The organism is Bacillus sp. BC08, from assembly GCF_054326875.1.
This window is the reverse complement of sequence record NZ_JBTGPA010000027.1, coordinates 170,913-188,970: the sequence shown is the minus strand read 5'-3', so window position 1 is coordinate 188,970 and position 18,058 is coordinate 170,913. Positions and strand designations below refer to the sequence as shown.

The window sequence follows — 18,058 nt, the reverse complement described above, 5'->3', positions numbered from 1 at the left end:
ATGATTATTAAAGTTGATGAGAACGGTTATCCGACTAATAAAACCACATCTCAAATTGTTGACTGTATGTCTAACAACTAGGATGCGGTTCAATTAATAAAAAGTGTCCGAGTTAAATATAAGGTAAAAAGTATAGGATACTTTTGTTATAAAGAGTATTTATAGATGAATGTTATTGTTTTTTACTTCTGGAAGATTTGAGGTTCTAAATTACGAGTTGTTGGAGTACCTCTACTATAACGTTTCAATAGAAATATTGAACTACTAATATGAATGTATCAGATTTAATAAAGATGGTAATGTTCTGTTAGTCATGTAATCTTTTCATTTGATGATCTTTTCCCCATTCACATAGTTCATCCATAATCTGCATTAAAGATTTCCCGTACACGCTTATTGTGTATTCAACCTTTGGTGGTACTTCTTGATATACAGTACGATGGATAATCCCATCAGCTTCAAGTTGCCGAAGTTGTTGTGTAAGAACTTTTTGCGTAATATTTGGGATTTCTCGTCGTATTTCATTTGTTCGCATTTTTCCATCCATCAAAACACATAAAATATGAACTTTCCATTTCCCGCCAATAACATCGAGTGTCGTTGCAATTGGGCAGTCTTCATTTTGATTCATATAACACCTCCACAGGTACTTTAAGGTTCCTATAGCACTTTAAAGTACGTACTTTTCAATTATATGTGACTCATTCATACTAATACGTAAAGGGTTGAATAATTTATAAAGGGGATGGGAAATAATGAAAACACTTGTAATTGTAGCACATCCTGATATTGAAAAATCAAAAATTAATAAAAGATGGATTGAAGAACTTGAGAAATATTCGGATGAAATTACGGTGCATGAATTATATAAAGTTGCACCGAATTGGGAGTTTAATGTGGAAGAGGAACAAAAGCTGTTAGTAGAACACGACCGATATATATTTCAATTTCCGCTATACTGGTACAGCTCACCACCATTATTAAAAAAATGGTTTGACGATGTATTAACATATGGATTTGCTTACGGATCAAAAGGAGATAAAGTGAAGGGGAAAGAGTTTGGCGTAGCTATTTCTATAGGTGGATTAGAAAAAGACTATGAAAATAGTGGAATCACGATGGATGAGTTAACAAAACCATTTCAAGCTACGTGCTTATATACAGACATGAAATTTATACCTTCATTTTATTTATATGGTGCCGAATATAAATTAAGTGATGAAGAGATTGATAAAAGTGCGCCTGAGTATGTACGATATGTGATGAATAAGGAGTATTCTAATATATAAGAAGGAATAGCCATTTACTTGTTAAGTAGATGGCTATTTTTATCCCGCGTTAACGGACAGTAAAAATCCCACCTCAAAATTCAGTTGGAGCAAAGAAGTTGGGTGGGAGTCGGGCTGTCCGTAAATGTCCGATTGGTGAGGGCTGATTAAAGTTTCACTTTATAAAATTTATATTCACTAAGTGTAATCTTTAGTAAATTAATAGTTAATCTGGTAAAATAAAAAACCTAACATATATAAAGGGGAGTTTTACTTGAGAACGATGCAAAAATTATTACAAAAAAGAGCAATGCAATCACCAAATTTGGAAGCGCTTGTAGGCGGAGAGAAAAGGTATTCGTTTCAGCAGTATAATGAACGAGTAAATCAGCTTGCACACTATTTGTTACAGAACGGTGTACAAAGAGGAGATCGCATTGGAATACTATGCAAAAATAATCATCCGTTTCCAAGCGTTATGATGGCAAGTTTGAAAATTGGAGTGGTATGTATTCCGTTAAATCATCAGCTTACTGTTTTTGAATTAGAAGCGATTGTAAAAGAGGCAAAATTAAAAGTGTTAGTTATTGATGAAGAATTTAAAGAAGTTTTATTAAAGATTGATGCTGTTAAAGAAATTCCTTATGTAATTAAAACGACAGAAGAAGGCTTTGGTTCATTTGAATTAACATTACAAGAACAGCCAAGTACAGAGCCGAACGTAGAAGTTCATGAAGATGATGATGCGATTTACTTATTTACTTCAGGAACGACTGGACAGGCAAAAGCATGTGTAATCGGGCATAAAAACTTACATCATTATTTTACTGAAATTGCGGGCCAAAGAGAAATTCCTGCAGGTGAGCGCTTTTTATCCGTGCATCCATTGTTCCATATGAGTGGCGTGCTTTCTATTTTAAATTGTATTTATCACGGTGTTACGATGATCTTCTTAGCTGATTCGAATCCTACTCTTATTTGGGATAAGATTGAAGGAGAGAAAATTACGACGATGCTTGCGTTCCCAGCTGTTTATAGCTACATGCTTGATGAGCTAAATAAAAAAGAACGTAACATTTCAACTTTTAAAGTAGCGCAAAGTGGTGGTACAAAAGTGCCAGAAACACTTATTCAAAAATATATGGAAAAAGGAATATATATGGTACAAGGATATGGGAGTACAGAAGGTTGGGTTGTCACTTCATGGCATCCAATGATGGGAAAAGAAAAGATGTCTTCTGTAGGAAAAACTCTTAAACATGTAGAGCTGAAAATCGTCCATCCAGAAACAGGTGATGAACTAACTACAAATGAAGTTGGCGAGATTCATGTAAGAAGTCCATACATGTTTAAAGGGTATTGGAATAATGAAAAGGCGACAAACAAGGTAGTAAAAGATAATTGGTTTAACATGGGCGATGCTGGCATGATAGATGATGACGGATTCCTGCATATTATGGGAAGATATAAAGACGTTATCATACGCGGTGGTGACAACGTATATCCAGATCAAGTAGAAGATATTATTCATGAAATACATGGTGTTTTAGAAGTTGCAGTAGTTGGCGTTTCAGATGACTTTTGGGGAGAGATTCCGACAGCGTACATTGTAAAGGACACGCAAACGTCTTTAACGGAAGAAGCAATTATACAGCATTGTAAAGAGAAACTAGCAAGTTATAAAATACCCGAAGTTGTATTTATGGAAACATTACCGAAAAATGCTTTAGGGAAAGTGTTGAAGAGGGAATTAAGAGAAGGTGTAGTTGTAAAATAAAAAACGATTAGATGATAAGGAATCCAGTTATGCAGTGAGCATGACTGGATTTTTTGTTTAGAACATAATAATTTACTAGATTTTGTATTTCTTGTAAGATAATAAAGAATATTCAATTATTAATCAAAGGAAGAGATATAAATGAAGCTGCCGCTATTGCAAATAGAGACAGAGAGACTTATGATCCGTCCGTTCCAAAATGATGATTATGAAAGTTGGTTCGATGGCTTTCAGAAGAGGTTACCATCGCAGTATAAATATGACGATGGCTATCAAGTTATGGCATCCTCAACAAAAGAATGGTTCACGGAATGGATAAGAGGATTTGATGAAGCAGCACATCGAGATGAGATGTATGTATTAGGTATTTTTCGTAAAGAAGACGGAGCTAATATTGGAAAGCTAGAGCTTATAAAAATTTTACGTATGGACTATCAGTGGGCAATGATGGGGTATTCCATACATAATCAATACTGGAAAAATGGATATGGCATGGAAAGTGTGAAAGCCGCATTATCGTTATTTTTTGATAGTCTTCATTTTCATAGAATTGAATTACATATACGTGTTGATAATGTGCCATCCATTCGTCTTGCGGAAAGAGCGGGTTTTTCTTTTGAATGCAAGAGAAAGGCATTTTCTTTAGAGAATGGTAAGTGGATGGATTTTCTTATTTATTATAAAAATAAGGAGATGGATATATGAGAGTGTTTATTACAGGTGGAAATCGTGGATTAGGGTTACAGTTAGTAAAAGTATTTCATGAAAATGGGCATATTGTGTATCCGTTAGTTAGAACGGAGGCTGCGGTAACGCAATTGAAGCAAATGTTTAGTCGTAGATGTTTTCCTATATTGGCAGACTTATCGACTGATGAGAGTACGGAACAAATTAAGAAACAACTTGCGGAATATACAGAGTGTTTGGATGTAGTTATAAATAACGCCGGAATTACTGGAAAGGAGACTGAAGTTTTACATACGAATTCAGAAGAGTTAACGGACTTATTTAATATTCATTGCTTAGGTGTAGTTCGAGCTGTAAAAGGTACATATGTAGCTTTAGAGAAATCGGATCATCCGAGAATAATAAATGTGTCCTCTCGCTTAGGGTCATTACATAAAATGGCGAACAAAGAGTTTCCGCAAGGTCAGTTTTCCTATTCCTATCGAATTGCTAAAGCTGCACAAAATATGTTAACGCTTTGTCTGCAACAAGAGTTTGAAGATAAAGGAATTCGTGTAACTGCCATTCACCCTGGAAAATTAAAGACTGACATTGGTGCTTTTGATGCGAATATGACTCCGGCTGAAGGAGCTAAAAATATATATGATTGGTTAATAGATTCAAATGAGGATGCTTCAGGGAAGTTTATTGAGCCGGGTGTGGGGGAATTGAAATGGTAAAGTATGATTTTATAAGTATTCAATAACTATTTGGATTTTCATGGAGAATATGAAATAGTTTGCTACACATAAGTACAATTGGATAAAAAAAGAAAGTCCAGAATACATCCGGACTTTCATTATCTGTTCAACACTTCAATATACGAAGCATCTCCAGTTGTTCTTAAAGCAGAGCGGAAATTGTTGTTTTCTAATGTTTTAGCGACTTGTTGTAATTGCTGTGCATCATCATGATGAATAAGTAAGCTGTCAGCACCGCTTTCTTCTATATGAATGTGTTCGACATTGCCAATGGCATCATGTACCGCTTTTAAAAATTCAGGTTTCATATTGTCCTCCTATATGTATGTAACGTTGTTGTTAGTATTTCCTTATTTTTGAAATATAAAAGTAAATGAATTTTTGTTATATTAAGATTTTGGAAGGGGTTTCCTAATTGCTTGTCAAATAATAGTAAAGTTGTCTTTTAAATTGAGGGAATCTTCGGAATTGAAGGGTGAGGGAATGAGAATTTCAACAATTGCTGCACACCTCGTCAAGGAGAAAGTTATTTCGCGTTATCCAAATAGCGTAAAAGCGTTGAACGGAGGAACGACAAGTACTGTTTATTTGTTGGACGAAAAATATGTTGTAAAGCTGAATGAAGCGGAAGTAATACGTGAAGAAGCTCATTTTCTTTCTTTTTATGAGGGGAATACTTTATTTTCGAAGCTTTTGTATAAGGGAGCTTTACATACATATATTGTGTATTCTTTCCTTGAAGGTAATACTTCGTGTGAACAAGGATATAAACGAAGTACGCTTCGTACACTTGTAAAAGAAGTGATCAATAAGTATAAAATTGTTCCAGAGGCAGGTGGCTGGGGGTGGAAAGAAAATCCGGTTCAATCTTGGAATGAATTTTTAACGACAAATGTGATGGAAGCTTATGAAAATGTAAAACATTACATAAGTGAGGAAGAGTATAGAACGGTTCTTAAACTAGCAAATAGGGATGCCGGAGTAAATCAGCCGTTTTTATTACATGGTGATTTTGGATTTCATAATTTTATATTTCGGCAAAATAGGATACATGGAGTAATTGATCCGTTACCAGTCCTTGGAGATCCTTTATATGACTTAATTTATGCGTTCTGTTCAACTCCGGAAGATTTAACGAAAGAAACGATTAATTATGTGATGAAAGAATGTGTATTTCATAAAAAAGATCGAGGTCTATACAAGGAAATAGTCATAGGATTGTATTTGCGTATAGATACATGTTTAAGACACCACCCGAAAGATTTAGAAGATTACTTAGTAGCTTGGCGTTATTGGATGGGTGAAATTGAGCCGGCTTTATAGTACAAATAGTTTGGGGGAGATAGTGAAATGAACATAGCAGAAGCAAAAAAAGATTTAGCACAAAAAACGAAGAAGGGAGTTCCTGTTATAATAGCTGGTATTTTATTTTGGATTGTAGCGAGTGTAACGGGGATTCTTCTTTCAGAAAAGCAAGTTGTGTGGGTGTATTTAATTGGTATGGGTTGTGTGTTTCCTTTAGGTTTAATGATAGCTGCCATATTAAAAATTGATATGTTTGCGAAAGGAAATCCGCTAGGGACTTTAGCTGGATTAATTGGCGGGATAAATGTATTAAATATTCCGTTTGTATTACTTGCCTATTTTCAATTTCCAGAGTGGTTACCTTTTGTAGTAGCGATGTTAATAGGTGTTCATTTTGTACCGTACGTATGGATTTATGAAAGTAAAAGTTATGGTGTATTGTCAGTAGGGACTGTATTCGTAACTTCAGTTTGCGGGATTCTTTTTGCAGACAATGGATTTACTGTAGTTCCATTGTCAGTTACAGTGGTCTACTTACTGACTTTAATAGGTTTATTGATTGAAAATAAAAAACTAGATCATTATCAGCAAAAATCAGCTTAATAAAGTGAAACTTTAATCAGTGGGGATTCTTCATCCCCAACTGATTATCAGCCCTCACCAATCGGGCTTTTAGGGGCAGTTGATGCCCCACCTAACTTCTTTGCTTTTGCTGAATTTTGAGATGGGGGTCTTACTGCCCATTAATGCGGGATAAAAATATAGGGATAGGGGGAATTATTATGAAAAATTTCGTTTGTACAACGTGTGGCGTACAGTATGCAGCGAGTGTGGAAGAACCGGTAAGTTGTGTTATTTGCGATGAGGAGAGACAATATGTGAATCCGAAAGGGCAGTCTTGGACGACTTTAGAAAACTTGCGAACGAGTGATACATATAAAAATGAAATGATAGAAGAAGAGCATGGACTTTATAGTATTACGACAAAACCAAAATTTGCAATCGGTCAAACGGCATTTGTCGTAAAGACGGATTCCTATCGTTTATTATGGGATTGTATTACGTATTTAGATGAAACGACAATTGAGAAGATAAAAGAGTGGGGCGGGTTAGATGCGATTGCACTATCTCATCCTCATTATTATTCAACACAAGTAGAATGGGCAGAAACGTTTGATGTACCAATTTATATACATGAAGATGATAAAGAGTGGGTAGTACGCCCGAGTAGTCGTATTATTTACTGGTCTGGGGAGTCTTTACAATTAGTGGATGGACTTACTATTCATCGTCTCGGAGGACATTTTAGCGGCGGTTCTGTATTACATTGGGAAGAAGGAAATGACGGGAAAGGTATTTTATTAACAGGTGATATTATTCAAGTCGTAGCGGATCAGCAGTGGGTGAGCTTCATGTACAGCTATCCAAACTTAATTCCATTACCGGCGAGAAAAGTGGAGGAAATGGCGAATCGAGTGAAGCCTTTACAATTTAATCGTTTATATAATGCATTTCACGGAGTAGTGAAAGAAAATGCAAATGAAGCAGTGGAACGTTCTGCTGAAAGATATATTAAGGCGGTAGAAGGAAAGTTATTTCGTACGTAAAAGGAGAGTTAGTTTTTATGAATAAGTTAGTATGCTTCGGTGATAGTATTACAGCTGATGAAACGTTTTTTGATGGAACACCGAGGTTAACACCGCGTCTGCAAGAGATGTTTCCAAATTGGAAAGTAGTAAATGCGGGGGTTCCGGGTGATAATACGTTCGATGCGTTACATAGGATTGAAGATGATGTATTATTACATAAACCAGACTTTGTAACAGTTTTTCTTGGTACGAATGATTCGGTATTATTTGATCCAGTACCATTACAAGTATACAAAGACAATTTAGAGAAGATTGTAAGTATGATTTCACCAGAAAAAGTATTACTTATTAGTCCTGCACCAGTTGATGAAGAACGCCAGCGTAATAGAAACAACAAAGTACTTGGTCAGTATGCAGACGTAGTAGAGGAAGTGGCGAAGGAAACAGGAAGTTATTTTCTAAACTTATATGCTGAGATGATTCAAGAACAGAATTATAAAAGATTTGTAGAAGATGATGAAAAAGACGGTTTACATTTTGGCCGACAAGGTTATGAATATGTAGCGGAGTTAATTGGTAAAAATTTAAAAGGGATTTTGTAAGAAGCAAAGTGTGCGCGCTTTGCTTTTTTGTTCGCGTATTTCCTCCTGCAATGCTGCTGTGTTCAATGCAGTAGCTTTAATTAAGCTAAACATGTAGGGAAGAAATGAATAAAGTGGAATATAATTTGTTCCCCTAATGGAATGCATCCAAGACTTAACAGTTGATTAATTGAACTGTAAAGTTTAAAATTACAGTATAGTTTTTAGAAGTGAGTTTCCATCGTTTGTAAAAAACAGATAAATTAAATATTCTCGAATAAATAATATAACGTTTATTTCATTCTAAACTGTAATTTTTTTTAATACATTTCAATAATCTATATAATAATTTTAAAAAGTAAAGGAGTGTGTAAAATATGGTGATTTTATATACGACAGCAAGCTGTAGTTCATGCCGAAAAGCAAAAGCATGGCTTGAAGAACATCAAATTGATTATACCGAAAAAAATATCGTATCAAATGCGCTTACAGTTGATGAACTTAAATCCATTCTTCGTTTAACTGAAGATGGTGCTACTGAAATTATTTCAACTAGATCTAAAACTTTTCAGGAATTAAATATAAATATTGAGGCGCTTTCGCTTAATGAGTTTTATAAATTAATAATTGAGTATCCTCAAATGTTACGTCGTCCAATTATGCTGGATGAAAAAAGATTACAGGTTGGTTTTAATGAGGAAGAAATTCGCAAATTTTTACCGCGTAGCGTTCGAACATTTTTGAATATTGAATTGCAAAAAATGGCTAATTAATAAGTAATATTTTGAAAGGAGGAAACAGAAGTGATTGAAGTATGTGTTACAGTTAATTATAAAGATAGAAACTATCACACAAATGTTATTGTGAGTAAAGATACGATTTGGACAAAAATTAAACAATTGGCAGAAGAACAAGTTAAGAAACAGTGGACTGTTTAAATTTATTTGCAACTTAATAAGTTAAATGAAGTTAGGAGATATAGGGGAGTTCTGATAGAATATAAAGGGATTAATTTTTTTATGCTAAGCATGCTTCTTATATATTTTAACGTTTGACTAACCTATCTGTAATATTTATGGCTACAGTATGTTACTAAGCGAGAAATCATATTTTTTATCGTAGGAGGACAATAATGAACAGCGACTTTACTTTGGCCATTCACAGTTTAACTTATTTAGCTTTACAGCCAGATCGGATGTCAACAAGTAATGCTATTTCAGAAAGTGCAGGTGTTCATCCAGTACGCATTCGCAAAGTGCTAAGTTTGTTAAAAAAACATAAGTTTATACAATCAAAAGAGGGAACTGGTGGAGGTTTTATTTTTGCCCGTGATTTAAGTGAAATTAATCTTTGGAATATGTATCAAATAACCTCTGAAGGTGCATTGCAGCCGAAGTGTCCAGAATCAAATGATCAGTGTATTGTAGGTTCGAACATGCGGAAAGTTCTTTTTGCTATTTTCTTAGGCGCGGAAGAACATCTAGGTGAATATTTAAAGAATTATACAATGAAAGAAGTTGTTGACCTTATTAATCGAGAACGTTAAGCGGCTTAATTATTATGTAGCCGTGAGTTCCTCAAAAAAACTGTAATGAAAATAATTACAGTTTGAGTTAGTTTTTATCGTCACCAATAATAATTATAAGAAGGTGAAAAGGTATGGTGTCAAATAATAATCATGTTTTAAAAGTGGGAGATTGGGTTCGTGGAATATCAAATGAGGGTGAATTCATAGTTGGTTACATTGTATCACTTGATGAAGTGGAAGATGTAGTTACAGTTAGCATTGTGAAACGCGACGACAAGTACACAATGAACGAAGCGATTTTACTCTTTAGTAAACACGTTAACAAACTCCCTGAATCAAAGGTAATAAATAAGGAGCAAATCCTTTATCTTATAGACCTTGCATTATTAACAGGGGATGAAGAATGGTTTATTGAGCTCTCTGCGAAATTAAACTCGATAAGAGAGCTAGTTAATGAGGGATTTTAAAAATTATATTATTCGTTTTGAATAGGTTGAATCGTGTAATAATCAATAATATCATCTCTTTTGTTGCATTTTAACAAAAGAGGTGATTGATGGTATGAAAATAAAAATCATTAGCATCATATGTCTTTTGATTTTTTTATTACCCTGTATTTCTGCTCAAGCAATTGTAAAAAATGAAAATGAAATCAAAGAATATTTTGATATAGATTTAACCGGTTATGAACTTTATTCATTTGGTGACTTTAATCAAACAGGTTATAAGATAACGCCACTTACTCAACTGTTTTTAGACATAGTTCAAACAGAAGGTGAATGGATTGATGAACCACGATTATATATCAAGAGAAATAAAGGTTATTTTCATCTTTGGAAAAAGGATGGTACGAATGTTCTTTATACCGTTGAACAGAAAAGTGGTTTTTGGAAAATTATAAATGTAAATAGAAAAAGGATTAACAGAATACCTGTACCAAAAAAACTTTTAAAAGAAGTAGTAATTAATCTTTTATTAGAACCAATAAGCAAAGAGGTTGAAAAATATTATAAGGAACCGAAGCTTTGGTTCCGAGGTTCTGAAAAAATTGTTGAAATAACAAAAGACGAAGCAAATTATATTTTCTATGTAACTGTGCAAATTCAAACTTTTGAAGGGGCACACAATCCGCCTTATGGGGAGGACACAATTACTTTTCGGATAAAAGGAAATGAAATAAAACCCATTCATTACAAACATAGAAATATCCCTGAAGAAGAGTTGAAAAAACTAAAATTAAAATGACATTGAAGTGATCTGTTTGTCCACTCCTAATAATGATGTAAATAAGCTGTCCGTATGGGCAGCTTATTTACTTTTTCGTTTAGCGAAATGTTAGCGGTTTTCTCGTTACCATTAAGTTGAAAATGTATATGAATGCAATATATGTAATGTATATCCTGAAAATCAGTTTATGCATTTGAGGAGATATTTCTTTTTAACTACATTAATTATTTACTAGAATATCTTTTTTAAATCGAAATAAAATTTTTCGGTAAAGAAATATAGAAGTGTTTTTAAAATGAGTAACTTAGATAAATAATATTTTACTGTGTTTTTTGCTGAACAATTCCGTTTTAAGTGATAGGAACAAGGGTTTCGTAATAACTGTAAAATATTATCCATGTAAAATTATATCCAATTAATATTTCTGAAAATATAAAAATATTAATTTTATAAATATACACGTTATAATGAGGGCGTCGAGAGAAATTTCATTATCTCTGGAGAAAATATAAAAAATGCGATTACTAGTAAGAAAGGTGTGTGGTTAGAGGCGAAATGTATGTAAAGTGCTTCAGTGGCTTGTGTAATCAATACCATAAATGCTGCCGAAGCTATTAAAGTGATGTATAGAATTGAGAAAGAAATGCCTCACAAATGATGAGAGGCTGGTTTAGCTAAAATTACTGTTAAAAGTAAAAAAGAGAAACCATTAAAGTAATACACTGTTATTAAAAATGTTGCAACGTATTATATGAAGTCTATTCTATATTGTTCTCTTAAGCGGTCTTATATAATGGGCGGATATTACGAGTAAACAATTTTGTGAACGCTAACAATTATATTAGGACGCTAACTAGCGAGTGTTTCAATTTGGATTCATTTTGATGAAGGACATACAATGTAGGGCAACTTGTAAGGAATTCATTTTCCGAAAAAAGGAAATGTTCGTTGGCGATAAAAAGAGACGCGAGAATAGAATACAAGGGGGAGCTATTATATGAACGGGAATACTGCAAAGAAAATAGAAGTTCAAGCTGAAAATACCGCACTAAAAAATGAGCAATATGCAGATCCGAAAAAGTGGCATAAGCAGGATACTACATGGGCATTGAGCCTATTTGGAACTGCAATTGGAGCAGGGGTGCTCTTTTTACCGATTAATGCAGGTTCAGGTGGATTATTATCATTACTACTAATTACATTGCTTGCATATCCAGTTATGTATTACTCACATAGGGCACTTGCTAAAATGATATACGCTTCTAATTCTGCTGATGAGGGGATCACAGGTACAATTAGAGAGTATTTCGGAAATAAAGCAAGTATCATTTTTAACATCGTATATTTCGGTTCAATTTATACAATCGTACTAATGTATTCGGTTGCGCTTACAAATACTGCAAGTAGTTTTATCGTACATCAATTGCACTTGCCAGAACCTCCAAGAGCTATTTTATCACTTGTATTAGTTCTTGGTCTTATCGCTATACTGAATTTTGGTCAAGATATTACTGTAAAGATCATGAGTATGCTAGTGTATCCATTCATAGCTTCTCTACTGTTTATCGCAATATCTTTAATTCCACAGTGGAATACGTCAATGCTGAGCTTCTCAGCTGTTTCTACTGCTTCAACAGGAACAGGATATTTTGGAACGATATTGTTGGTTCTACCAATCATCGTATTCTCATTTAATCATTCACCTATGATTTCATCATTTGTTGTGAAGCAGAGAGCTACGTATGGTATAGAAGCTACTGATGCTAAATGTGCGCAAATTCAAAAAGTTTGTTATATCATGACATTCGCTGTAGTTATGTTCTTCGTTTGGAGTAGTACATTAAGCTTGACTCCAGAGGATTTAAAAATGGCGAAAGAGCAAAACTTATCAATCCTTTCATACCTTGCTAATGAGCTTAATTCACCTGTAATCACGATTGCAGCTCCAATCATTGCTTTTGTGGCTATTACAAAGTCTTTCCTTGGCCATTATATCGGAGCATTTGAAGTAATGCGTGACATGATTATTAAGTTCGGTAAATCACGTGGAAAAGTAATTGAAGAAAAAACAATTAAGACAATCGTCCTTACTTTTGTTGTATTATCATGCTGGTTTGTTGCTTATACAAACCCAAGTATTCTTGGACTTATTGATTCTCTAAGTGGTCCATTAGTTGCTGCTATCTTATGTCTATTACCGATGTATGCAATCAATAAAGTACCAGTACTAGCTAAATACAAAGGGAAAATGAGTAACGTATTTGTTATTATTGTAGGTGTACTTACTGTTTTAGCAAGTATTAAATCATTATTCTAATTCACGATTGTTAGTTCTAATGCAAAATAAAATAGAACGATTTTGGGACAGGCTTCTCCGTTTGGAGAGTCTGTCCCTTTTTAATACGTTACAATTTTATCTGATTGATTTTATGAGGAATTTCTGCATAATTGTAGCTAAGGGAGATGATTCTAGGTTGAGTAAACTGAATATTAGTACAACGGTCTCGGGAGATATAATTGTTACCCGTCTTATCGGCAAGATTAAAATAGATGATGTGTATGAATGGTTTAATTGCTTCGAGCAAGTTTGTCAGCAATTCATTTCCGAGGGACGGAAATACAAAGTGTTGGTGGATAGAAAAGGATATACGCCAGATCATTTTTCTGTTCAAAAAGCATGGAAAGATAAGTTTTTCAATGAAATGATTTTGAAACACAGTAAGGCAATTGCTTTTCTTCTTAAAGAAGGGGAGATACTGAATTATTTACAACAATCCAATACAAAAGAATCTGTAAAATTTTTCGATGATTATGAACAAGCATTCCTTTGGTTGAATGAATATCCCATATGAAATTGCTAGCGAACCAGTTGCTTAAGTAACTGGTTTTTTTATGCTTGTATGTAGTAGCAGGAAGAAAATTTCTATACGAAATGTTTAGCACTAGAGGACATACATTTTTAATGCGTTAAATATAATTCATAATAGCACCAAAAAGAAAAGAGTACGCTTTAAATTATTAGTTATATTGAAAGGTCGTACGATAGAGTTACATAAATTCTAAAAAATCAATGCGGCATAAAGTGAGTAAGGGGGATAAACATATGAGCGCTTCAAATTTGAACGAAATTAGTAAGCAAATATTAATAGAGGAGGAAACACTTCAATTTTCCTCTTTTACAAATGAAGATGCACTGCAAATAGGTTTATTTATCGTGGAAACAGCGAAAAAGGAAGGGAAATTGATCGCTGTTGATATAGCGAAAAATGGTGTGCAACTATTTCATTTCAAGATGACAGGGACAACTGCGGAAAATACGCAGTGGATTGAGCGTAAAAAACGAGTTGTTTCTTTGCATAATCATAGCTCGTATTATATGCAAATACAAAGTGAAATAACGGGTGTTCCATATAATGAAAAGTATCTTTTAGATAGGTCGGATTATGCTGCGTTTGGTGGATGTTTTCCGGTCCAAATAAAAGATGTAGGGGTTATTGGAATGATAACAGTTTCAGGATTACCACCAGAAGAGGATCATGAATTAGTTATAAGGGCAGTTAAAAATCATTTAAAGCAATAATAAAAAGGCAAGGCCGAACAAGAATATGTTCGGCCTTGCCTTTTTATTATTCAGTTCAACATATTTCTAATAAGATGTTACGGAATTAAAATCTTTAATTCGAGACACTTTTCTTGACGATAATAATCTATGTAGTTAATATGTAAGACATAACATAATTAAATTACTAAAAGTAATTAAGTTATTTTATATAAGTTAAAGTAAGTAAGTAGGATCTATTAAAAATGCTTTGAATTGCCACTATTAATATTGGGGACAATTAGAAAGCGACAAATATAAAAAATTAGAAGTTAAGAATTAAGAGTGGATCAACAATAATAGTAGCTTCTGTACAATGCATTTTTATTATAGTGACAATGACTATACATCACGAGGGGGACTGAAATTGGAATCAATGACCTTTGTTTTATTTGGAGCAACGGGGGATTTAGCTAAAAGAAAAATTTACCCTGCGCTATATAATTTATATAGAGATCAAAAGCTTCCAAAGCAAATATCCGTTATTGGGCTTGGAAGACGTGAAGTATCTCATTTAGATTTTCAAAAAAGAGTAAAAGAATCCATAGAAACTTTTTCTCGTCGCAGGGAAGAAGGTACTCCGGAAGTAGAAGATTTTTTAGAGTATTTTCGTTATTGTCCGTTAGATGTGAATAAGCCGGAAGACTATAAAAGGCTATTACAAGTAGTTCGTGAAAGGGAAGAAGAACAAAATATACAAGGGAATAGAATGTTCTACCTTTCAGTTACTCCTGACTTTTTTGAGACCATTGCTTTAAATATTAAGGAAAGTGGACTCGATGAAACGGATGGCTGGAAGCGCCTAATGATTGAGAAACCGTTTGGTCATGATCTTCCATCTGCTCGAGAGCTGAATGATAAGCTTAGCCGAACGTTTGAAGAAGACGAAATATATCGTATTGATCATTATTTAGGTAAGCCAATGGTTCAAAATATTGAAGCACTTGAATTTGCAAACCCTGTTCTCCAATCGATTTGGAATAAAGAACATATTGCGAATGTACAAATAACAGCGAGTGAAACGGTTGGGGTAGAAGAAAGGGCAGGATATTATGATCATGCAGGAGCTATTCGCGATATGGTTCAAAATCATATGTTGCAAATATTAATGATGACTGCAATGAATCTGCCGGAAAAGATAAACGCATGTGAAGTTCGTGAGGAAAAACGAAAGGTAATGGAGACTCTTCGTAAAGTGAAAAAAGAAGACGTTCAGAACCATATCATTCGCGGGCAATATGCTTCAGGTGAGATAAAAGGACAACAAGTTGCAGCGTATAGAGAGGAGCCAGGAGTAAATCCTTCTTCTCAAACAGACACATTTGTTGCGGCACGCCTATGGATTGATAACCCATTTTGGACGGGCGTTCCTTTTTATATACGAACAGGAAAAAGAATGAAAGAAAAATCTACTCGTATTGTAATTGAATTTAAAAATACATTAAAACAGCAATATCAAGATAGTAATCCTAATGCAGAGCCTAATTTGTTAATCATTGAAATTAGCCCAAATGAAAATGTTTCACTCCAATTAAATAGTAAAAATCCATTGAACAATGGCGAGCTTGAACCGATCCGTATTCATTTCACTTGTGAGCAAACAGGAGTGGGAATACCTGAAGCTTATGAAAGACTTATCTATGATGCTGTATGTGGAGATTCTACATTCTTTGCACACTGGAGAGAAGTTGAATTGTCATGGGAATGGGTACAACCAATCCTTGAAGCATTCGAGGAAAACTTGTTACCACTTCATGAATATAGGTCGGGTTCGTATGGTCCAGATGCTGCGAATGCCCTATTGCAAGAAAGTGAATTTAAATGGTGGTTAGATGAGGGATTGAAAAAATAAGTACATCCTTATAAGTAAAGCAATATGACAAAAAGATATTCATCATTTTATTAACATGTATTTATGATGAAAGGTAATTCAAGGAGGAATTATATTATGAGAGTAGGATTAATTGGTTTAGGTAAAATGGGATTAAATTTAGGGAAGAATTTAATTGATCATAAACATGAAGTAGCAGCATTTGATTTAAATACGAGTGCGGTGGAAGAAATGAAAGAGTACGGTGCTACAGGTACATCTAGTTTAAGCGAACTTGTTCAATCATTGGAATCACCAAGAATTCTTTGGGTAATGGTTCCGCATGCTGTTGTTGATTCTGTTATTAATGAGATTACACCGCTTTTATCAAAAGGAGATATTTTAATTGAAGCTGGTAATTCGCATTATAAAGAATCTATCCGCCGATATGAGCAATTAAAGAAAGATGGTATTCACTTTATGGATGCAGGAACTTCTGGCGGAATGGAAGGCGCTCGTAATGGTGCATGTTACATGATCGGAGGAGATCAAGAAGCTTGGGATATCGTTGAACCTATTTTCCGTGATACAGCTGTAGAAAATGGATTCTTATATGCTGGAAAAGCTGGTAGTGGTCACTTCTTAAAAATGGTTCATAACGGAATTGAATACGGTATGATGGCTGCTATTGGTGAGGGATTTGAAATCCTAGAGAAAAGTGAATTTGACTACGATTATGAAAAAGTATCAAGAGTATGGAACAACGGTTCAGTTATTCGCTCTTGGTTAATGGAATTGACTGAAAATGCATTTTCTAAAGATGCAAAACTGGATGAGATTAAGGGTGTTATGCATTCTTCTGGTGAAGGGAAATGGACAGTAGAAACAGCTTTAGATCTTCAAACAGCAACTCCTGTTATCGCAATGTCTCTATTAATGCGCTACCGCTCATTAGACAATGATACGTTTACAGGAAAAGTTGTCGCAGCACTGCGCAATGAATTTGGTGGACATGCGGTAGAAAAGAAATAATATAACTCGTTAACGTTAAAAAATGGAGGGAATAAATCATGAAGTTTTTTATTGATACTGCAAATCTCGAGGACATAAAAAAGGCATATAAACTAGGTGTTTTAGCTGGCGTTACAACGAATCCTTCTTTAGTAGCAAAAGAGGGCATTAAGTTTGAAGACCGTATTGCAGAAATTTGTCAGGCAGTACCTAACGTTGAATCTGTTTCAGCAGAGGTAACGCCAGATGCTGTTACAGCTGAAGAGATGATCACTCAAGCAGAAGAACTGATTAAAATTAACGGTGGCGATGAAAAAGTTACAATAAAACTTCCGATGACACTAGCAGGATTAGAAGCTTGTCGTTACCTTACTGAAAAAGGTGTGAAAACGAACGTTACACTAATTTTCACTGTGAACCAAGCTCTTTTAGCTGCTCGAGCAGGTGCAACGTACGTTTCTCCATTTTTAGGCCGTTTGGATGATATTTCTGAAGATGGCGTACTATTAGTTGCTAAAATCGCTGAATTATTCGATATTCATCTATTAGATACACAAATTATTGCGGCTTCTGTTAGACACCCAGACCATGTCACTCGTGTAGCAATGGCAGGTGCACATATTGCAACAATTCCTTATAAAGTCATTGAACAACTTGCTATGCATCCATTAACAGATCAAGGTATTGAAAAGTTTGCTGCGGATTGGGCGAAGGCGCCTAAGTTATAAGAAAGTAAAGTTTTCACAAATTGCTTTTTCATGAGAGGACCAATCTCTATGTAACTTCATCCTGTAAAATAAATTCCGATTTTGGTACCTTATTACGTGAAAGCAGCGATATGAAAAGATACCATGCAGTTTCAATACAGCACAATGGTTATAAAAAGGATCCCCTTATGAGAGTGAAGTATATGAAAACGTAGCTCTCATAAGGGAGA

General features: G+C 34.4%; 21 protein-coding genes. 19 read left to right on the top strand and 2 right to left on the bottom strand.

Annotated features, from left to right (window positions below):
- Positions 1-307: 307 nt before the first annotated feature.
- Positions 308-631 (bottom strand): winged helix-turn-helix transcriptional regulator, encoded by a 324-nt coding sequence (locus ACXVYO_RS07235; RefSeq protein WP_458466474.1) that lies wholly within the window; start codon positions 629-631, stop codon positions 308-310.
- Between the two features lie 124 nt (positions 632-755).
- Between ACXVYO_RS07235 and ACXVYO_RS07230 the strand changes: the two genes are divergently transcribed.
- The 4 genes from ACXVYO_RS07230 to ACXVYO_RS07215 all read left to right on the top strand — a co-directional run bounded on the left by ACXVYO_RS07230 (position 756) and on the right by ACXVYO_RS07215 (position 4,451).
- A complete protein-coding gene (locus tag ACXVYO_RS07230; RefSeq protein ID WP_141539405.1) occupies positions 756-1,289 on the top strand; it encodes an NAD(P)H-dependent oxidoreductase in 534 nt (177 codons plus the stop codon).
- A gap of 253 nt (positions 1,290-1,542) precedes the next feature.
- Positions 1,543-3,045: a class I adenylate-forming enzyme family protein gene (locus tag ACXVYO_RS07225; RefSeq protein WP_458466473.1), complete on the top strand. Its 1,503-nt coding sequence runs from the start codon at positions 1,543-1,545 to the stop codon at positions 3,043-3,045.
- 141 nt (positions 3,046-3,186) lie between these two features.
- Positions 3,187-3,750, top strand: a complete 564-nt coding sequence (locus ACXVYO_RS07220) for a GNAT family N-acetyltransferase (RefSeq protein WP_458466472.1) — start codon at positions 3,187-3,189, stop codon at positions 3,748-3,750.
- Positions 3,747-4,451, top strand: a complete 705-nt coding sequence (locus tag ACXVYO_RS07215; RefSeq protein ID WP_458466471.1) for an SDR family NAD(P)-dependent oxidoreductase — start codon at positions 3,747-3,749, stop codon at positions 4,449-4,451. The genes ACXVYO_RS07220 and ACXVYO_RS07215 overlap by 4 nt, the downstream gene beginning before the upstream one ends.
- A gap of 119 nt (positions 4,452-4,570) precedes the next feature.
- Here the strand turns inward: ACXVYO_RS07215 and ACXVYO_RS07210 are convergent, their stop codons facing one another.
- On the bottom strand, positions 4,571-4,780 hold the full coding sequence (locus tag ACXVYO_RS07210; RefSeq protein ID WP_000801653.1) for a hypothetical protein: 210 nt from the start codon (positions 4,778-4,780) through the stop codon (positions 4,571-4,573).
- A 175-nt stretch (positions 4,781-4,955) separates the two neighbouring features.
- On the opposite strand from ACXVYO_RS07210, the gene ACXVYO_RS07205 reads away from it, so the two are divergent.
- The 15 genes from ACXVYO_RS07205 to fsa all read left to right on the top strand — a co-directional run bounded on the left by ACXVYO_RS07205 (position 4,956) and on the right by fsa (position 17,849).
- Complete coding sequence (locus tag ACXVYO_RS07205) at positions 4,956-5,795, top strand: phosphotransferase family protein (RefSeq protein ID WP_458466470.1); 840 nt, start codon at positions 4,956-4,958, stop codon at positions 5,793-5,795.
- Between the two features lie 27 nt (positions 5,796-5,822).
- Positions 5,823-6,380: a DUF7010 family protein gene (locus ACXVYO_RS07200; RefSeq protein WP_458466469.1), complete on the top strand. Its 558-nt coding sequence runs from the start codon at positions 5,823-5,825 to the stop codon at positions 6,378-6,380.
- A 179-nt stretch (positions 6,381-6,559) separates the two neighbouring features.
- Positions 6,560-7,384, top strand: a complete 825-nt coding sequence (locus ACXVYO_RS07195) for a hypothetical protein (protein ID WP_458466468.1) — start codon at positions 6,560-6,562, stop codon at positions 7,382-7,384.
- 17 nt (positions 7,385-7,401) lie between these two features.
- Positions 7,402-7,968, top strand: coding sequence for an SGNH/GDSL hydrolase family protein (locus ACXVYO_RS07190; RefSeq protein ID WP_458466467.1), 567 nt, complete (start codon positions 7,402-7,404; stop codon positions 7,966-7,968).
- Between the two features lie 356 nt (positions 7,969-8,324).
- Positions 8,325-8,720: a transcriptional regulator SpxA gene (gene spxA, locus ACXVYO_RS07185; RefSeq protein ID WP_458466466.1), complete on the top strand. Its 396-nt coding sequence runs from the start codon at positions 8,325-8,327 to the stop codon at positions 8,718-8,720.
- Positions 8,721-8,750: 30 nt separating this feature from the next.
- Positions 8,751-8,885: a BA3454 family stress response protein gene (locus tag ACXVYO_RS07180; protein WP_000573513.1), complete on the top strand. Its 135-nt coding sequence runs from the start codon at positions 8,751-8,753 to the stop codon at positions 8,883-8,885.
- A 194-nt stretch (positions 8,886-9,079) separates the two neighbouring features.
- Positions 9,080-9,493 carry an Rrf2-family transcriptional regulator SaiR gene (saiR, locus tag ACXVYO_RS07175; protein WP_458466465.1) on the top strand — a complete coding sequence of 138 codons (414 nt, stop codon included), beginning with the start codon at positions 9,080-9,082 and terminating at the stop codon, positions 9,491-9,493.
- A 113-nt stretch (positions 9,494-9,606) separates the two neighbouring features.
- Positions 9,607-9,942: an IDEAL domain-containing protein gene (locus tag ACXVYO_RS07170; RefSeq protein ID WP_242241971.1), complete on the top strand. Its 336-nt coding sequence runs from the start codon at positions 9,607-9,609 to the stop codon at positions 9,940-9,942.
- Between the two features lie 94 nt (positions 9,943-10,036).
- Positions 10,037-10,720 carry a DUF3888 domain-containing protein gene (locus ACXVYO_RS07165; protein WP_458466464.1) on the top strand — a complete coding sequence of 228 codons (684 nt, stop codon included), beginning with the start codon at positions 10,037-10,039 and terminating at the stop codon, positions 10,718-10,720.
- Positions 10,721-11,699: 979 nt separating this feature from the next.
- Positions 11,700-13,019 (top strand): aromatic amino acid transport family protein, encoded by a 1,320-nt coding sequence (locus ACXVYO_RS07160; protein ID WP_132133112.1) that lies wholly within the window; start codon positions 11,700-11,702, stop codon positions 13,017-13,019.
- A gap of 112 nt (positions 13,020-13,131) precedes the next feature.
- Positions 13,132-13,554 carry an STAS/SEC14 domain-containing protein gene (locus ACXVYO_RS07155; RefSeq protein ID WP_458466707.1) on the top strand — a complete coding sequence of 141 codons (423 nt, stop codon included), beginning with the start codon at positions 13,132-13,134 and terminating at the stop codon, positions 13,552-13,554.
- Between the two features lie 218 nt (positions 13,555-13,772).
- Positions 13,773-14,282, top strand: a complete 510-nt coding sequence (locus ACXVYO_RS07150) for a heme-degrading domain-containing protein (RefSeq protein ID WP_458466463.1) — start codon at positions 13,773-13,775, stop codon at positions 14,280-14,282.
- Between the two features lie 385 nt (positions 14,283-14,667).
- Entirely contained in the window at positions 14,668-16,152 is a 1,485-nt protein-coding gene (gene zwf / locus ACXVYO_RS07145; RefSeq protein WP_458466462.1) for a glucose-6-phosphate dehydrogenase, read from the top strand.
- A gap of 96 nt (positions 16,153-16,248) precedes the next feature.
- Positions 16,249-17,142, top strand: a complete 894-nt coding sequence (gnd, locus tag ACXVYO_RS07140) for a phosphogluconate dehydrogenase (NAD(+)-dependent, decarboxylating) (RefSeq protein ID WP_097864027.1) — start codon at positions 16,249-16,251, stop codon at positions 17,140-17,142.
- A 38-nt stretch (positions 17,143-17,180) separates the two neighbouring features.
- Positions 17,181-17,849, top strand: a complete 669-nt coding sequence (fsa, locus tag ACXVYO_RS07135) for a fructose-6-phosphate aldolase (protein WP_458466461.1) — start codon at positions 17,181-17,183, stop codon at positions 17,847-17,849.
- Positions 17,850-18,058 lie beyond the last annotated feature (209 nt).